The following is a 16,440-nucleotide window of genomic DNA, read 5'->3' as shown; positions in this document are numbered from 1 at the left end:
GCGACGCCGAGATGGCCGCGATCACCGCCCTCGGCCGGCCGGACGGGCGTCTCTTCGGCGGCGACCCGGAGACGCACGAGGAGATGTAGGAAGGCGCGCGCTCTATAGAGCGCGCGCCTTCCCACAACGTCGAGCCCAGCGGCCCTAGAGCAGGAAGCGGAACATCGGGCTGTCCGGCGGGACCCGCTCGATGACCAGCGGTGAGGCCCTCATCCGGTCCAGCAGCGGCTGCAGGTCGGCGGCGTACCCGAGTTCGACCCCGACGAGGGCCGGACCGTACTCGCGGCTGTTGCGCTTGATGTACTCGAAGAGCGCGATGTCGTCCTCCGGGCCGAGGACATCATCCAGGAAGCGCCGCAAGGCTCCGGGCTCCTGGGGGAATTCGACGAGGAAGTAGTGCTTGCGTCCTTCGTGCACGAGCGCGCGCTCGACGACCTCGCCGTACCGGCTGACGTCGTTGTTGCCGCCGGACAGCACCGCGACGACCGTGGAGTCGGGGTCCAGGTCGAGTTCGAGCAGCGCGGCCGAGGCGAGGGCGCCCGACGGCTCGGCGATGATCCCCTCGCTCTGATAGAGCGCGAGCATCTCGATGCAGATCGCGCCCTCGGCGAGGGTGCGCATCTCGCACCCGGAGTCCCGCACGATGGGGAAGGTGTGGCCGCCCACCCGGCGTACGGCGGTGCCGTCGGCGAAGCCGTCGATCGTGTCCAGCGTGACCGGTGCCCCGGCGTCCAGGGCCGCCGTCATGCTGGCGGCGCCGGCGGGTTCGACCCCGATGATGCGGGTGCGCGGGTGCTCCGCCTGCAGCGCGGCGATCGCGCCGGCCAGCAGGCCGCCACCGCCGACCGGGACGACGAGCATGTCCGGTGCCGCACCCAACTGCTCGACGATCTCCAGCGCCACGGTGCCCTGCCCGGCGATGGTGCGCGGGTCGTCGAACGCCGGGACGATCGTGGCTCCCGTGCGCTCCGCCTCGGCGTACACCGCGGCCGCCGCGTCGTCGTACGTCTCACCGTTGACGACCACCTCGACGCGGCCGAGGCCCAGCGCCATCACCCGGTCGCGCTTCTGCCGGGGAGTCGTGCGCGGCAGGTGGATGCGCGCGTCGACACCGAGCTGCGCGCAGGCCAGCGCGACCCCCTGCGCGTGGTTGCCCGCGCTCGCGCACACCACACCGCGCGTCCGTTGGTCCTCGTCGAGCTGCGAGATGAGGTTGTACGCGCCACGGATCTTGTAGGACCGCACCGGCTGCAGGTCCTCGCGCTTGAGGTGCACCTGCGCGCCGGTCAGTGCGGACAGCCGCGCGCTCGCGTGCAACGGGGTGGGCGAGGCGACGCTGGAGAGGCGGTCGGCCGCGGCGCGTACGTCGGCGACCGTCGGAGTCTGCGTCGTCACCCGCTCACGGTATCCATCTGCCGGTCACGTACGCCGCGACCGTCCTCACGCTGGACAACCCACCCTGTCCGTCAGATCGGGCGCTTCATCCCGGTGTGCGTTGCCTCGTACCCGAGCCGCTCGTAGAACCGCTGCGCATCGGTGCGGGACGTGTCGGTCGTCAGCTGGGCCAGGGTCGCGCCGCGCGCCCGTCCCCACGCGTGGGCCCACTCGAACATCGCACTGCCGAGCCCACTCCCGCGCTCCGAGCGGTCGACCCGCACCGCCTCGATCAGCAGCCGGGTGGCGCCCCCACGGGACAGCCCAGGGAGCACCGTCGCCTGGAGCGTGCCGACGACCTGTCCGTCCTCGCGACGCATGGCGAGCAGATGGTGGGCCGGGTCGGCGTCAACCAGCGCGAACGCCGCGTCGTACGGCGCGACCTGCGACTTCTCGCAGCCTGCACCCAGGACGTCGTCACGCAGGAGGGCGACCAGTGTCGGCACGTCCTCGCGAGCGGCGCGGTCGAAGCGGTACGTGCGGCCGTCGATGGTGACGGTGTCCATGGTGGTCCTTCCTGACGGATCGGCGGACGACGAAGCGGCGGCCCCGGATGATCCGGGACCGCCGCTTCGACGACGTACGACGTGCTCGGTCAGCTGGCGCTGTGCCGACCGCGGGTCTCGCCGGCGAGCGCGCCGTCGGCGTTGCTCTCCACCGAACCGACGAGGTCGTCGGTGGGCGAGGCGATCTCGTCGGCGCGCTGCGTGGTGAGCGGCGCGGCGGTGGTCGGCTCCTGCTGAGCGGCCCGGGCCTTCGCCCGGCGGCCGGCGAAGATCAGGGCGCCGGCGGCGACGACGGCCACGACGCCGACCGTGATCAGCACCGTGCCCTTCTTCTTGCGCAGCTTGGCGGCCTGCGGGGCAACCCGCTCGATCTGGTGCTGCGCGCCTCCCGGCAGGGAGGTGTACGCGCTCGCGCCGGCCGCGGTGGCGGCCCCGGTCGCTGCGAGCAGCGCCTCGTGCAGCTTGCCGGCCCACTCCGACGCGGCGTCGGAGGTCTGGTCCTTGACCGCCGTCGCGGCCTCGACCAGCTTCTCCTGCTGCGGGGCGGTGGCCTTGTTGACCTTGTCCAGCTGCGGCGCGACGGCCTTGCGCAGCTTCTTGGTCTGCGGGGCGGAGGCGATGCTGTCGCTCACGTCGGACGCCTTGCTCTTGACCGAGTCGGTCAGGTTGGCGGCCTTCTTCTGAGCGCGAGCGGTCTTCTTGGCGGCCTTCTTCTGCAGCTGCGAGGACCGCTTAGCAGCCCTCTTCTGCGACTTTTTCCCCTTACGACCGGCGGACTTGCGCGCCTTCTTCGCCTTGGTGGCGGTCTCGTCGGCCTTGCCCTTCGCGTCACCGGCCGCGTCCTGCGCCTTGGCGCCTGCCGCGCTCGCTGCCGCGGCGGCGGAAGCAGCGCCGTCCTTGGCCGCGTCGTTCACCTCGGCCAGCTTCTCGCGGGCCACGTCGGCGGCGTGGGAGGCCTTCTCAAGACCCGCTTCGACGACGGGAGCCGCCTTCTCGAGGGCGCCTTCGACCGCGGGGCCCGCCTTCTCCTTCACGGTTGCAAGCGTGTCGGACGCCGCGGACACCAGCTGGCCGGCCTTGTCCTTCGCGACATCGGAACGTGATTTCGTGGTGAGCAAGAGCGTCCTCCAAGGTTGTCAGTTCCGGCCTATCCTGCCCTGTCGCACCGGGCTCGGCCAACCTGGCGTCTCATGCGAAACTTCTTGACATGAACGCGACGCTGCACACCAACCACGGCGACATCAACCTGGTGCTCTTCCCGGACGCCGCCCCGAAGACGGTCGAGAACTTCACCGGTCTCGCCCGCGGCACCAAGGAATACAAGGACGACGCCGGGCGCACGAACCCCACGCCGTTCTACGACGGACTGATCTTCCACCGCGTGATCCCCGGCTTCATGCTGCAGGGCGGTTGCCCGCAGGGCGTCGGGATCGGCGGCCCCGGCTACAACTTCGACGACGAGATCTCGCCCGACAAGGACTTCCGCGCGCCGTACATGCTCGCCATGGCGAACGCCGGCAAGCGCGGCGGCAAGGGCACCAACGGCTCGCAGTTCTTCATCACCGTGGCGCCCACCACCTGGCTGCAGGGCAAGCACACGATCTTCGGTGAGGTCGCCGACCAGGCCAGCCGCGACGTGGTCGACAAGATCGGCGCCGTCCGCACCGGTGGTCAGGACAAGCCGGTCGACGACGTCGTCATCGAGAGCGTCGAGATCACGGACTGAATCCTCAAACGACTGCGGGGTCCGGCACTTGCCGGACCCCGTCGTACGTTGACGGGGCAATGAGGCCACCTGTGACACCACCACTGCCGGGTTCGCGGTCCACGCGGGCCCTTTGTCGGCGCGCCCAGCGGGGCCGGCGATGACCGCACCCGACCAGCCGGTGTGCCCGCGGCACCCCGACCGGGTGGCGTACGTGCGGTGCCAGGTGTGCGATCGCCCGACGTGCCCGGACTGTCAACGTCCCGCGCCCGTCGGCATCCACTGTGTGGACTGCGTCCGCGCATCGGCCAAGACCTTCCGCTCCGCGACGACCGTCTTCGGTGGCCGGGTCGCGCTCGGTCGGCCGGTGGTCACGATCTCCCTGATCGTCGTCTGTACGGCGATCTGGCTGGTGCAGCAGGTGTATTCGCCGCTGACCGCCGAGTTCTTCTATGCACCGGTGCAGACCGGCGACCAGCCGTACCGATTGCTCACCGCGACGTTCCTGCACCAGCCCAACGGGGTCACCCACCTGCTCTTCAACATGTTCGCGCTGTGGATCGCGGGCCAGTTCCTGGAGCCCGCGTTGGGCCGGGCCCGGTTCCTCGCCATCTACCTGATCTGCGGGCTCGCGGGCTCGGTGGGTGTCGAGCTGCTCGCCGCCGCCCCCAGCGCGACGAGCGCGGGAGGCTGGTACACCCCGACGCTCGGCGCGTCCGGGGCGATCATGGGCCTGTTCGGCGCGGCGGTCGTGTGCAACCGGCGCCTCGGCGTGCCCATCGGGGGTCTGGTCGGTCTGCTGGTGATCAACGTGCTGGTCGGTTTCGTCGTCTCCGGCATCGCGTGGCAGGCGCACCTCGGCGGCGCGATCGTGGGGCTGGGATGCGGGGCGGTCGCCACCTACCTCGGCGCCGAACGACGGCGCTGGCAGTGGCCGGTGTACGCCGCGATCGTCGTACTGCTGGTGGTGCTGGCGACCGTACGCTTCGAGAGCGTGGCGGTGCCGGCGATCGTCGGTCTGTAGAGCGACACCGCACCTCGTGCGCACGGGTGGTGTTGACGACGTCTGAACGCGGTCAATCGCTGCTGAACACCGCCGCGTGAAGGGCGACTTACACCGGTGTAGTTATCCCCACCTGTGGATAACCCTGTGGATGAACGCACGGTGGCACAGGAAAGCCCGAGAGGCACAGGCGGACCTGTGCCTCTCGGGCTCTACTGCGCCACCATGGGCGGTGGCTACTTCCAGCGTGTCGTCATCAGGAAGCCGACCATCACCAGGACGAACCCGATGCCGAGGTTCCAGACCACGCCGAGCTTGGGCGCGGGGTAGTCACCCTGCGACAGGTAGGTGACGACCAGCCAGAGCAGCCCCAAGACCATGAAACCGACCATCAGCGGGACCCACCACGTGGGGTTGTCGCCGCCGGTGACCCGCACCTTCTGGGCCGTCGTACGCCGGGCCAGCTCGTCAGCCGGCGAGCTCGACTTCTTCTTCGCGCCCTTCCCCGAGGGCGCTGCGGTCTTCTTGGCCGACGTCGCGGGCGCCTCGTCACGGGGGGCCTTCACCGCGGACGCCGCCGTCGTCTTCGAGGACGCGGTGGTCTCGTCGGCGTCGCAGGTGCCGGCGGCACCGTCACTGGCCGCCCCTGCATCGGCCGACGTGCTGCCGGACGGGGTCGAACGGTCCTTGCGGGGCTTGCTCACGGGGGGATCTCCTCGGATTGGGCGCGGCTACGCTAGAGGGTAGATCACCGCATCACCCGTTCATCCTCACCACGCTACGGAGTCCCGCACATGCCCCGGTCGCAGGCGCTGCATGCCCTGCGGGGTCTGCGCCGGTCGAACGGCGACCGGCGCCCGGCTGCCGGGCGCTCGCGGTGGAGGTACGTCGTCCCCGCGGTGGCGCTCGTCGCGGGCGGCCTCTTCGGTATCAGCGCGGTCACCTCCAACGGGACGGACCTGCGGCCCGCGACCCGTGACTTGGTGCAGGTGGTGCGCAGCGGCGACCAGCGGGTGAAGACGAAGGCGGCTGCCGTACGCCGCCTGCAGACCGAGGTCGACAAGCTGTCCGCACAGCGCGCACCGGGGTCCTCCCGACTCGCGGCGCTGCAGAAGCAGGAGTCCGTCAGCGCGGTGGCCGCCGGGATGACGCCGGTCACCGGCTCCACGGTGACCGTCACCCTCGACGATTCCCACCGCGACCTGTCGACCCTGCCCGCCGACACCGACCCCAACTGGCTGCTCGTGCACCAGCAGGACGTGCAGGGCGTCGTCAACGCCCTGTGGAAGGGCGGCGCCACCGCCATGACGATCATGGACCAGCGGATCATCTCGACCTCGGCTGTGCGCTGCGTCGGCAACACGCTGCTCCTGCAGGGCCGGGTCTATTCGCCGCCGTTCGTGATCAGCGCGATGGGCGACCAGAAGAAGCTGCACAGCGCACTGGCCAACGACCCCGCCGTCTCGGGCTACCGCGACTACGTGCCCCTGGTCGGCCTCGGGTACTCGGTGCGCGACAACGGCGACGCGCACTTCGCGGCGTACGGCGGCAGCGCGCAGCTGCGGTACGCGACGAGCCCGTCCAGCTCAGCCAGCCCATCGAGCCCATCGAGCACGGAGGGCACCAAGTGACCCGGATCCTGGTGATCGACAACTATGACAGCTTCGTCTTCACGATCGTGGGCTACCTGGAGCAGCTCGGCGCGGAATGCACCGTCGTACGCAACGACCAGGTCGCGGCGACCGAGGGCGGCGACTACGACGGGGTGCTGATCTCGCCCGGGCCCGGCACCCCGGACGGCGCCGGCGTCTCGATGGCGATGATCGAGGCGTGCGCCGACCGGGCGCAGCCGATGCTCGGGGTGTGCCTGGGGCATCAGGCACTGGGCGCGGTGTACGGCGCGACGGTCGATCGCGCGCCCGAACTGCTGCACGGCAAGACCTCGCAGGTGCGCCACGACGCGACCGGCGTGATGGAAGGGCTGCCGTCCCCGTTGCGAGCGACGCGCTACCACTCCCTGACCATCGAACCGTCCACGATCCCGGACGAACTCGTCGTCAACGGCCGCACGGACTCCGGCATCGTGATGGCCGTGCGACACCGTTCGCTCCCGCTGCACGGCATCCAGTTCCATCCCGAGTCGGTCCTCACCCAGGGCGGCCACCGGATGCTCGCCAACTGGCTGCAGATCGCCGGTATGCCGGAGGCGGTCGCCCGCAGCGAGGGTCTGGCCCCGCTCGTGCACGGCCTCGACGCAGCCGTCCTCGACGCCGGCTGACCGGGGCCACGTCGAGCGTCGCCCGACAACGGCACCGCGTGGTCCCCTGTGGTGTCGAGCGATCGGGGTGCCGTGTGCGAGGGCACCGCGCGGTCCCATGCAGCGCCGCGCGAATCGCGCCGCATATAGCCGCCGTTGGCGTGACGTCGCCCGAGCATCGGGCATGCTGACCGGATGCACTTCGCCGGTCTCGACCTCGCCTGGGGCAACAAGAGTCCGACGGGCGTCGCCGTCCTCGACGACGGCGGGTCCCTGTGCCACCTGTCGGTGGCCCGCACGGACGCCGATATCGAGACGGCCCTCGCCCCGTACCTCGATGGGGGCTTGATCGTCGGGGTGGACGCGCCGCTCGTGGTCACCAATGAGACGGGCAACCGGGCGGCCGAACGCGCGTTGAACAAGGACTTCGCGCGGTTCGACGCGGGAGCGCACCCGTCGAATCTTTCCATCCGGGCGTTCCGCGACGGCCTGCGCGGTGCCCGTGTCTGCGCGCAGCTCGGCCTCGACATGGATCCGGCGTCGCGGGCCCCGCGGCGGGCCGTCGAGGTCTACCCGCACCCTGCGACGATCGCGCTCTTCGAGCTCGGCCGCACGCTGAAGTACAAGAACAAGCAGGGCCGCTCGGTCGGCCGGTTGCGGGACGAACTGCTGACCCTGATGCGACTGCTGGAGTCCCTCTCCGCGGCCACCCCGGCCCTGCACCTGGTGCCCCACGAGGGCTGGCGCGCGCTGGTCACCGCTGTGGAGGCGGCCACGAGCAAGGCGCAGCTGCGGGTCGCCGAGGACCAGGTGGACGCCGTGGTCTGCGCGTACGTCGTGCTCTTCCGCGAACGTCGGCCCGAGGCGATGACGACGTACGGCACCTTCGCCGACGGGTACATCGTCACCCCCACGCTGCCGGACGGCCTGGTGCCGTCACCGCGGGCGCCACGCGTCGAGCAGCGGGTGGACGTCGTGCGCCGCGCGACCCAGGAGTACGCGGTGGGGTTCCCGGCCGTGCAGGCCGCCGCGGACGAGGCGATCGAGATCGTCGTCGGCATCCTCGACGACGCCGGGCTGAACTATTTGAGCGTCACCGGCCGCGCGAAGAGCGTCGCGTCGTTCGCGGAGAAGGCCGGACGCACCGCGGACGGTGTCGCCCTCTTCACCGATCCGCTGACCCAGATCGGCGACGTGATCGGGTTGCGCGTCATCACCTACGTGCACAGCGACGTCGCGTCGGTCGCGGAGCTGCTGGCCGCCGAGGCGGTGGTCATCGAGGACCGTGACATGGGGCAGGCGACCGCGCGGGAGGGCGGCTTCGGTTATGCGAGCCGACACCTGCAGATCCGGCTCGCCCCGTCCGAGCAGGGGGTGCACCCGCTGATCGGCGACCGCCAGATCCAGGTGCAGATCCGCACGGTGCTGCAGCACGCCTGGGCCGAGTTCGAACACGACATCCGTTACAAGGGAACGATCCCCGACGAGCACCGCGCCGACTTCGACCGCCGTTTCACACTGGCCGCCGGTCTGTTGGAACTCGCCGACCAGCAGTTCTCCACGATCCGCGAACGGCTGCACGACGGCGTCCGTGAGCCCGCGGTAACCGTGGCCGACGACGACCCCCGCATCAGTCCCCGGGAATTGGCGGCGTTCCTCGCGGGCGAGTACGCCGACGCCAGTTGGTCGCGCCCCGACCACTACGCATGGATCGCCGGGCTGGTCCTGGAGCTCGGCATCACCTCGCTGGCCGAACTGGCCGAGACCATCCGTGCCGTCGACGCCGGCGCGATCGGCGCCCGGATGGGCTACCGCAACCGGGCAGGCGCCGTACGCCGGCTCGACGACGCCCTGCTCGTGACGCACGGCGACCGCTACATCGGGCTGCACGGCAACGCCCACCGGATCGACCGGCTGCGGGCCCGCCTGGCGAAGATGGCGCCTGACTCCGTGCGCCCCTGACACCCGCCGGTTACGGCGTCGGCGTCGAGACCCCCGGCGTCGGGGGCCCTCCGGACTTCGTCGGGCTCGTCGACGTCGACGACGTTGAGCTCGTCGTCGATGTCGAGGTGGACGTCGAGGGCGGGGTCGAGGTGGACGTCGAGGCCGTCGTGGTCGGCGGCGGCGTCACGGTGGAGGTGAACGTGGACGCCTGCGGCCGCAGGATCCCCACGTAGAGCGTGATGATCGAGTTCACGGTCACCTTCTGGCCGGCATTGCTCACCCGGATGACCTGGTCGACCTGGCTGGGATCGCTGGTCTCGAGGGTCTGGATGGTGGCGCCGAGGTAGTGCCCGCGCAGCTCGGTCTGTGCCACGGAGCTGCTCTTGCCCTTGAGGTCCGTCGGCACCGTCACCAGCCCGCTGCTCACGTTGAGGAAGACCGTCGCGCTCGGGTTGACCGAATTACCGCTCCCAGGCGACGTACTGACCACCACACCCTGGTCGTACTGGGTGTCGTTGACCTGCTGGTTGGACACGGACACCTTCGTGAACCCGGCGTCCTTGAGCGCCTGTTTCGCCTGGTCGACGGTCTGACCGGTGAGGTCGGGGATCGGTAGTGCGTTCGGGCCGTTCGAGACGTCGATGACCACGATGCTGCCGGAACGGGCGTCGCCGGAGCTCGGGTTCTGGCGCACCACCTGACCCACGGGCTGGTCGTTGGTGACCTTGCGCACCTGGGCATCGAAACTGCTCGCCCGGAGGGTGGCGATGGCCTGGTTCTGGGTCATGCCGACGACGCTGGGCACGCTGCTCAGCTTGGTGCCGTCGCCGGAGTTCATCACCAGGTAGCCGATGCCGAGGATCGCCGCGAGCAGGGCCACGGCCGCGGCGACCCAGATGAGGGTGCGGCGCGGCGGGGCCTGTGCCTCGTCGTACTCCGCCGTCGGGTCGTGCCGGGTGGCGGGCGCGGGAACGGCGTGCGGCTCCCGGTCCATCGGCTGCCCGACGCCTTCCATGGCCGCGGCAGCCGCGCTCAGCGGCTCGCCGGTACGCGCTCGCTGCAGGTCGGCGCGGAAGTCGCTGGCGTGCTGGTAGCGCGATCCGCGCGGCTTCTCCAGCGAGTGCAGGGTGACCGCGTCCAACGCGGGCGGCACCGGGGGCTCGTACACCGACGGAGGCTGCGGCTGGTCGGTGATGTGCTGGTAGACGAGGCTGACCGGCTCACCGACGAACGGGGTTCTGCCGGTGAGCAACTCGAAGAGCACGCATCCGGCGGAGTAGAGATCCGAGCGGGCGTCGACGGTCTCGCCCTGCGCCTGCTCGGGCGACAGGTAGCGGGCCGTGCCGACCACGGCCTGCGCCGACGTCATCGTGGCAGCGGTGTCGGCGAGCGCGCGGGCGATGCCGAAGTCCATCACCTTCACGCTGCCGCCGCGGGTGAGCATCACGTTCGCCGGTTTGATGTCCCGGTGCACGATGCCCTTCTCGTGCGAGTAGTCCAGCGCCGACAGGATGCCCATCGTGATGCGCGCGGCCTCGTCGGGCGCGAGCTTGCCCTCGTCGTCCAGGATGTCGCGCAGGGTCTCGCCCTCGACGTACTCCATCACGATGTAGGGGACGTCGACGCGGGCGCCTCCGGTCTCGACGGCGATGTCCTCGCCGGAGTCGTAGACGGCCACCACGGCGTGGTGGTTGAGTCCGGCGGCCGACTGGGCCTCCCGGCGGAAGCGGGTGAGGAACGAGGGGTCCCGGGCCAGGTCGGAGCGCAGCATCTTGATCGCCACGGTGCGCCCGAGGCGGGTGTCGTGTCCGAGGTGGACCTCGGCCATCCCGCCGCGGCCGATGAGCTCGCCGACCTCGTAACGACCGCCGAGGATGCGTGGGGTGTCGGTCACCGTGCCTCCTGTGCGAGCGATGCTGCGGATGGGGTGAGCGAGCGGACCACGACGGCGTCCAGACTCCCCGGGACCGAGGGGTTGAGGGTGAAGGGGACGGGTAGGTGGGGCGTCATGGCAGCTCCGTCGTCGGGCCACCGGGATGGCGCAGCGTCGCGATCTGCACGGGCTTGGTGAAGCGCTCCTGGGGGGTGCCCGACGAGCGGCTCCGCAGGAGGACCACGAGCACGACGGCGACGATCACGACGACCAGCGCGAGCGCGGCCAGCACGACGTACCGGCGGGTCTGCGAACGGTCCGCCGGCTGCGTCGAGGGACGGCTGCCGGACGACCGTCCGTGATCAGGCTCGCCGAGCCGCTGCTGGTCGGCCCCCGGGGCAAGCACATGCGTCGCCCCCGGGCCGGAGGAGAGGTGCTCGGTCATACGTCGGCCCGGCAGCTGGTGACCGCGCGGGCGATCCCCGTGTGTGACCTGGGGTCCGGACGTGCCGGCGAAGGAGTCGTCGATGAGCTGGGGGCCGGAGGACGCCGAGCGTGCTCCGCGCTCACCGCGGCGGCGGTCGGGATCGCGGCCGGCGTCGCCGAACTCCTGACCGGGGTACTCATCGGGTCCGAACGCCGCAGCGCCCTGCGGCCCGGAGTGCGGGCCGGGGTCCTTGCGGTCGCGACGTCGACGACGCCCTTCGGCTTGCTGGGAAGGACGGGAGGGGCTCCACTCGCCACGCCGCGGCGGCTCGCTGTACGGGTCGAACCCCATCCGCGCGCTGTCGACGATCGACTGCTGCAGTGCCCGGGCGAACTCCGCCGCGGAGTCCGGGCGGAACTGCGGGTCCTTCTCCAGCGCGGCCAGGACGACGGCGCGCACCGGCGGCGGCACGAAGTCCGGCATCGGCGGCGGCTGCTCGTTGACGTGGGCCATCGCCAGTGCGACAGGGCTGTCGGAGTTGAACGGCCTTGCGCCACAGAGCATCTCGTATGCGACAACGGCGAGCGCGTAGACGTCGCTGAGGGGGGTGGTCTCCTGCCCCAGCGCGGCCTCGGGGGCAAGGTACTGCGCGGTCCCCATCACCTCGCCGGCCTTGGTCATGGCCGCGGAGCCGACCGCGCGGGCGATGCCGAAGTCGGTCAGCTTCACGATCCCGTCGGCGGTGACGAGCACGTTGGCGGGTTTCACGTCGCGGTGCACCAGGCCGTTGAGGTGCGCCGACTGCAGCGCGGTCGCGGTCTGGGCGACCAGTCCCACGGTGTCGACCGCGGGCATCGGCGATCGGTCCGCGATGATCCGGGACAGCGGGAGGCCGGGGACGTACTCCATGACGAGATAGGCCGATCCCTCGTCCTCGCCGTAGTCGTAGACGGCCGCGATGTTGGCGTGGCTGAGCGCCGCGGCCAGGCGTGCCTCGGTGCGGAAGCGCTGGTCGAATCCGACCTCGTCGGTCAGCCCGCCCTTCAGCACCTTGACCGCGACGGTGCGCCCGAGGATCGCGTCGGTCGCCGCCCAGACCTCGCCCATGCCGCCGGCCGCGATCCGATCGGTGAGGGTGTAGCGCCCACCCAGGGTGTCTCCCACACCTGCGCTCATCGCCCGATCCCCGCCTCGATGACCTTCTGCGCGATCGGCGCCGCAACCGAGCCCCCGCCGGCCTCCGTACCGTACTTGCCACCGTTCTCCACGAGCACGGCGACGGCGATCTTCGGGTCGTTCGCGGGCGCGAACGCGGTGAACCACGCGTGCGCCGGCTGCCCCTCGCCGTGCTGCGCGGTGCCGGTCTTGCCGGCGACCTGCACGCCGGGGATCTGCGCCTTGGTGCCGGTGCCGCTGTCGACGACCGACAGCATCATGGTCTTCAGCTCGCTCGCCACCTGCGAGCTGACGGCGGTGGAGAGCAGCTTGGGGTCGGTGGAGGAGATGACGTCGAGGTTGTCGTCCCGCACGTCCTTGACCAGGTAGGGCGTCATCACCCGGCCGCCGTTGGCGATCCCGGCCGAGACCATCGCCATCTGCAGCGGGGTGGACTGCACGTCGAACTGCCCGATCGAGGACTGTGCCAGCTGTGCCGGGTCGAGTCCGGTCGGGAAGCGGCTCGCCGCGACCGTCATCGGGATGTTCAACTGCTGGCCGAAGCCGAACCGCCGGGCCTGTGCCGCGACGGCGTCCTGGCCGAGGGAGAGGCCGACGCTGGCGAACGCGGTGTTGCAGCTGATCGCCAGAGCGTGGATGAGCGTCGTACGACCGCCCGGCCCGCAGGTGCCCGAGAAGTCGTTGGGCAGACTGGTGGTGGTCTGCGGCAGGCGCAGCGACGCCGGTCCCGGCACCGAGGTCTGCGGGGTGTACTTGCCCGAGGACAGCGCCGCCGCACTCACGATCAGCTTGAACGTCGAGCCGGGCGGGTAGAGCCCGGAGGTCGCGCGGTTGAGCAGCGGCTGCGAGGTGTTGCCGATGAGCGCTGCCCAGTTCTTCTGGACCGCCGTCAGGTCGTGCCCGGACAGCTGGTTCGGGTCGTACGTCGGACTGGTCACCATCGCGAGGATCGCGCCGGTCTTCGGGTCGAGCGCGACCACCGCGCCGACCTTGGATCCGAGGGCGGACTTCGCGGCCTTCTGCACCTTGGCGTCGATGGTGAGGTCGACGTTGGCGCCCTGCGGCTGCTGACCGGTCACGATGTCGGTGAACCGGCGGTAGAACAGCTGGTCGGAGGTGCCGGACAGCAGGCTGCCGTACCTCGACTCCACGGCCGAGGAGCCGTAGAGGAAGGAGTAGTAGCCGGTCGCGGCGGCGTACGTCGTGCCCTGCGGGTAGGTGCGCAGCCACTTGTACTCGTCGTCGCTGGGCTTGGAAAGCGCGACCGCGTTGCCGCCGACGAGGATGGACCCGCGCTGCCGCGCGTACGACGACAGCAGCGTGCGCCGGTTGCCGGGCCGGTCGTTGAGAGCCTTCGCCTGGAAGAACTGGATCGTCGTGGTGGCGATCAGCAGTGCGCAGAACATGGCGGCGACCACGAGCCCGAGACGGCGGATGGGTGCGTTCATCGCGTTCTCACCGCCTGGGTGTCCGCCGATCCGACGGCGGTCGCGCCGAGCTCGTCGACGGTGGGGCGACGGGCCTGGTCGCTGATTCGCAGGAGCAGCACGATGATGATCCAGTTGGCGATCAGAGAGCTGCCGCCGGCGGACATGAACGGGGTGGTCAGGCCGGTGAGGGGGATGACCCGGGTGACGCCGCCGACCACCACGAAGACCTGGAGCGCCATCGAGAAGCCGAGACCGGTCGCGAGCAGCTTGCCGAAGCCGTCGCGGGCGGCGATGCCGGCCCGCAGTCCGCGTTCCACCACGATGGCGAAGAGCACGATGATCGCGATCAGTCCGACCAACCCCAGCTCCTCACCGAACGAGGGGATGATGAAGTCGGAGTTCGCGAAGTAGGTGAGACCGGGGTGGCCCTCCCCGAGGCCGGTGCCGAGCATCCCGCCGCTGCCCATCCCCATCAGTCCCAGCCCGAGCTGGTCGGACAGGTGCGGGTCGAACGGGTTGATCCACAGGTCCACCCGCACCTGGAAGTGCGCGAAGAGCAGGTACGCCGCGTAGCAGCCGGCGAGGAAGAGGCCCAGGCCGATGACGATCCAGGAACGGCGTTCGGTTGCGACGTAGAGCAGCGCCACGAAGAGCCCGAAGAACAGCAACGAGGTGCCGAGGTCGGATTCGAAGACCAGCACGGCGAGGCTCGCGAGCCACGCGATGATGATCGGTCCGAGGTCGCGGGCGCGGGGCAGCGGGAGTCCCAGGAACCGGCGACCGACCAGGGACAGCGCGTCGCGCTTCTGCACCAGGTAGCCGGAGAAGAAGATGATCACGCAGATCTTCGACAGCTCGCTCGGCTGGAACGACAACGGCCCCAGGCCGATCCAGATGCGGCTGCCGTTGATGTTGCGGCCGAGGATCGGCGTGAGCGGCAGCAGCAGGAGCACCAGACCGGCGAGCGCGAAGGTGAAGGTGTACTGGCCGAGCCGTCGGTGGTCGCGCACCACGACGAGCAGCACGCCGGCGACGAACACCGAGACCCCCGTCCACAGCAGCTGCCGCACGGCCGATCCCTGGCCGAGGTGGTGGCCCTGCTCGAGGTCGAGGCGGTGGATCATCACCAGTCCCAGCCCGTTGAGAAGGGTCGCGACCGGCAGCAGGATCGGGTCGGCGTACGCCGCCTGCCACCGCACCAGCAGGTGCAGCGCCAGCGCGACGACCCCGAAGCCGATGCCCAGCGTCAACAGGTCGGGCGGCAGCGTGTTGTCGACGGCCAGCCCGACGTCGGCGTACGCCAGCAGCACGATGGCGAGGGCGAAGGCGAGCAGCAGCAACTCCACCCCCCGCCTGGTGCGAGGCGTGTGCGGGGTGATGGTGCGCAGACCGAAGGAACTGCTCATGTGCTGCAACTGCTCGCTTGGCTGCGGCAGGCGGCGGCCTGGGTGGTGAGGGTCTGCACGACCCTGCGCGCATCGGCGAGGTCGTCCGCGCTGATAGTCGCGCGGACCCGGCTCTGGTAGTACGACGGCAGGTCGGTGGTCTTCACATCGGTCTGCTGGCGGACCGAGTGCAGATGGAAGGGGCCGACGGTGTCGTGCAGGCCCCGGTAGATGGCGACCGAGCCGTGGTCGTCGCCGACGTAGTACTGGGACTGGGTCCAGGCGTAGCCGATCCAGCCGGCGACCCCGATCACGGCGATCACCAGCAGTCCGAGACCGAGCCACCGCAGCCGGCGGAACGGGGAGGGTCCCTCCTCGGCGAGGACGGGGGTGTCGTCCTCCTCCTCGTCGTGCTCGACCTCCGATCCGGGTGCGGGGCCGTTGGCCTCTCTGCTGAGCGCCGCGGCCTTCTCCGCCGGGGTGCGCGGCATCGGGGGCGGGGTGTCGTCGGGCCGGACCGGCGGCGCCCCCGCCGCGCCGACGACCTGCGGGGTCGCGGACGTCGCGGCGGTGGGCTCGACGACGTCGGCGACCACGACGGTGACGTTGTCGCGCGCGGACGCCTTCAGCGCGATGGCGATCAACCGGTCAGCGATCTCGCCGGGCATGCCCTCGGAGGTGACGATCTCCTCGATGGTCGACTTCGCCACGTAGTCCGACAGCCCGTCCGAGCACATCAGGTAGCGGTCCCCGATCTGCGCCTCGCGCAGCGACAGGTCGGGTTCGTCGTCGGGCCGCCCGGTCAGCACTCGTGTGACGAAGGAACGCTGCGGGTGGTGCTCCGCCTCGGCCTCGGTGATCCGGCCGTCGTCCAGCAGGGCCTGCACCAGGGAGTGGTCCTTGGTGATCTGGGTGAAGACCCCGCCGCGGACGAGGTAGGCGCGCGAGTCGCCGATGTTGGCCATGGCCAGCTTGTTGCCGCTGCGCAGGAACGCGATGAGCGTGGTGCCCATCCCTTCCAGATCCGGCTCATCGTCCATCTCGTCGCGCAGGCGCTCGTTGGCGCGTACGACGGCGTCGCGCAGCTGCGCGAGCGCCTCGTCGGCGCCGAAGGACTCCCCGTCCAGGTGCACCAGCTCGGCGACGACCGTCGAGCTCGCCATGTCGCCCGCGGCGTGCCCGCCCATGCCGTCGGCGAGCACGAGCAGGTCGGGACCGGCGTACCCGGAGTCCTCGTTGCGGGTCTTGGACCCCAGGCCGAGGTCGGTGCGGGCGGCGTAGCGCAGCGCGATCGGCATAC

The 16,440-nt window shown here is 70.7% G+C and carries 14 protein-coding genes and 1 pseudogene; 6 read left to right on the top strand and 9 right to left on the bottom strand.

The genetic code is table 11. The features are described 5' to 3' along the window. Positions 1 to 89: pseudogene (locus J4030_RS17895) on the top strand (aldo/keto reductase); the annotation flags it as partial. Between the two features lie 55 nt (positions 90 to 144). On the opposite strand, the gene ilvA reads toward J4030_RS17895, so the two are convergent. From ilvA to J4030_RS08085, 3 genes are all read right to left on the bottom strand, one after another. After that, entirely contained in the window at positions 145 to 1,395 is a 1,251-nt protein-coding gene (gene ilvA, locus J4030_RS08095) for a threonine ammonia-lyase IlvA (protein ID WP_208048697.1), read from the bottom strand. 71 nt (positions 1,396 to 1,466) lie between these two features. After that, positions 1,467 to 1,940, bottom strand: coding sequence for a GNAT family N-acetyltransferase (locus tag J4030_RS08090; RefSeq protein ID WP_208048696.1), 474 nt, complete (start codon positions 1,938 to 1,940; stop codon positions 1,467 to 1,469). A gap of 89 nt (positions 1,941 to 2,029) precedes the next feature. Beyond that, positions 2,030 to 3,058: a hypothetical protein gene (locus J4030_RS08085; RefSeq protein ID WP_208048695.1), complete on the bottom strand. Its 1,029-nt coding sequence runs from the start codon at positions 3,056 to 3,058 to the stop codon at positions 2,030 to 2,032. Between the two features lie 89 nt (positions 3,059 to 3,147). On the opposite strand from J4030_RS08085, the gene J4030_RS08080 reads away from it, so the two are divergent. Together J4030_RS08080 and J4030_RS08075 are read left to right on the top strand one after the other, a co-directional pair. Further along, positions 3,148 to 3,666 carry a peptidylprolyl isomerase gene (locus J4030_RS08080; RefSeq protein WP_208048694.1) on the top strand — a complete coding sequence of 173 codons (519 nt, stop codon included), beginning with the start codon at positions 3,148 to 3,150 and terminating at the stop codon, positions 3,664 to 3,666. A 139-nt stretch (positions 3,667 to 3,805) separates the two neighbouring features. Further along, positions 3,806 to 4,669, top strand: coding sequence for a rhomboid family intramembrane serine protease (locus J4030_RS08075; protein WP_208048693.1), 864 nt, complete (start codon positions 3,806 to 3,808; stop codon positions 4,667 to 4,669). Between the two features lie 215 nt (positions 4,670 to 4,884). Here the strand turns inward: J4030_RS08075 and J4030_RS18475 are convergent, their stop codons facing one another. Further along, complete coding sequence (locus tag J4030_RS18475) at positions 4,885 to 5,352, bottom strand: cell division protein CrgA (protein WP_307864611.1); 468 nt, start codon at positions 5,350 to 5,352, stop codon at positions 4,885 to 4,887. 90 nt (positions 5,353 to 5,442) lie between these two features. Here J4030_RS18475 and J4030_RS08065 point away from each other — a divergent pair, with 90 nt between their 5' ends. From J4030_RS08065 to J4030_RS08055, 3 genes are all read left to right on the top strand, one after another. After that, complete coding sequence (locus J4030_RS08065) at positions 5,443 to 6,279, top strand: DUF881 domain-containing protein (protein WP_208048692.1); 837 nt, start codon at positions 5,443 to 5,445, stop codon at positions 6,277 to 6,279. After that, the gene (locus J4030_RS08060; RefSeq protein WP_208048691.1) at positions 6,276 to 6,926 is read left to right on the top strand and encodes an aminodeoxychorismate/anthranilate synthase component II; all 651 of its coding nucleotides are present in this window, start codon (positions 6,276 to 6,278) and stop codon (positions 6,924 to 6,926) included. The genes J4030_RS08065 and J4030_RS08060 overlap by 4 nt, the downstream gene beginning before the upstream one ends. Before the next feature lie 174 nt (positions 6,927 to 7,100). Beyond that, complete coding sequence (locus tag J4030_RS08055) at positions 7,101 to 8,867, top strand: DUF429 domain-containing protein (protein ID WP_208048690.1); 1,767 nt, start codon at positions 7,101 to 7,103, stop codon at positions 8,865 to 8,867. 10 nt (positions 8,868 to 8,877) lie between these two features. Here J4030_RS08055 and pknB read toward each other — a convergent pair whose 3' ends face one another. From pknB to J4030_RS08030, 5 genes are all read right to left on the bottom strand, one after another. Beyond that, a complete protein-coding gene (gene pknB, locus J4030_RS08050; protein ID WP_208048689.1) occupies positions 8,878 to 10,743 on the bottom strand; it encodes a Stk1 family PASTA domain-containing Ser/Thr kinase in 1,866 nt (621 codons plus the stop codon). 112 nt (positions 10,744 to 10,855) lie between these two features. Further along, complete coding sequence (locus J4030_RS08045) at positions 10,856 to 12,325, bottom strand: serine/threonine-protein kinase (protein ID WP_208048688.1); 1,470 nt, start codon at positions 12,323 to 12,325, stop codon at positions 10,856 to 10,858. Continuing rightward, positions 12,322 to 13,773 carry a penicillin-binding protein 2 gene (locus J4030_RS08040; RefSeq protein WP_208048687.1) on the bottom strand — a complete coding sequence of 484 codons (1,452 nt, stop codon included), beginning with the start codon at positions 13,771 to 13,773 and terminating at the stop codon, positions 12,322 to 12,324. Before J4030_RS08040 ends, J4030_RS08045 begins: the two co-directional genes overlap by 4 nt. Next, positions 13,770 to 15,161 (bottom strand): FtsW/RodA/SpoVE family cell cycle protein, encoded by a 1,392-nt coding sequence (locus J4030_RS08035; protein WP_208048686.1) that lies wholly within the window; start codon positions 15,159 to 15,161, stop codon positions 13,770 to 13,772. Before J4030_RS08035 ends, J4030_RS08040 begins: the two co-directional genes overlap by 4 nt. After that, positions 15,158 to 16,438, bottom strand: coding sequence for a PP2C family serine/threonine-protein phosphatase (locus tag J4030_RS08030; protein WP_208048685.1), 1,281 nt, complete (start codon positions 16,436 to 16,438; stop codon positions 15,158 to 15,160). Before J4030_RS08030 ends, J4030_RS08035 begins: the two co-directional genes overlap by 4 nt. Between the last annotated feature and the right edge of the window lie 2 nt (positions 16,439 to 16,440).

Origin of the sequence: Allobranchiibius sp. CTAmp26 (assembly GCF_017565405.1) — a bacterium.
Taxonomy (GTDB): Bacteria; Actinomycetota; Actinomycetes; order Actinomycetales; family Dermatophilaceae; genus Allobranchiibius.
The sequence above is the reverse complement of the archived record's forward strand: the minus strand, read 5'-3'. Positions and strand labels throughout refer to the sequence as shown.

Excerpts from the sequence above, each read along its gene's own strand:
- J4030_RS08080 (WP_208048694.1), top strand. The coding sequence starts at position 3,148 with ATGAACGCGACGCTGCACACCAACCACGGCGACATCAACCTGGTGCTC.
- J4030_RS08075 (WP_208048693.1), top strand. The coding sequence starts at position 3,806 with ATGACCGCACCCGACCAGCCGGTGTGCCCGCGGCACCCCGACCGGGTG.
- J4030_RS08040 (WP_208048687.1), bottom strand. The coding sequence starts at position 13,773 with ATGAACGCACCCATCCGCCGTCTCGGGCTCGTGGTCGCCGCCATGTTC.
- J4030_RS08090 (WP_208048696.1), bottom strand. The coding sequence starts at position 1,940 with ATGGACACCGTCACCATCGACGGCCGCACGTACCGCTTCGACCGCGCC.
- J4030_RS08030 (WP_208048685.1), bottom strand. The coding sequence starts at position 16,438 with ATGCCGATCGCGCTGCGCTACGCCGCCCGCACCGACCTCGGCCTGGGG.
- J4030_RS08065 (WP_208048692.1), top strand. The coding sequence starts at position 5,443 with ATGCCCCGGTCGCAGGCGCTGCATGCCCTGCGGGGTCTGCGCCGGTCG.
- J4030_RS08055 (WP_208048690.1), top strand. The coding sequence starts at position 7,101 with ATGCACTTCGCCGGTCTCGACCTCGCCTGGGGCAACAAGAGTCCGACG.
- J4030_RS08035 (WP_208048686.1), bottom strand. The coding sequence starts at position 15,161 with ATGAGCAGTTCCTTCGGTCTGCGCACCATCACCCCGCACACGCCTCGC.
- J4030_RS08045 (WP_208048688.1), bottom strand. The coding sequence starts at position 12,325 with ATGAGCGCAGGTGTGGGAGACACCCTGGGTGGGCGCTACACCCTCACC.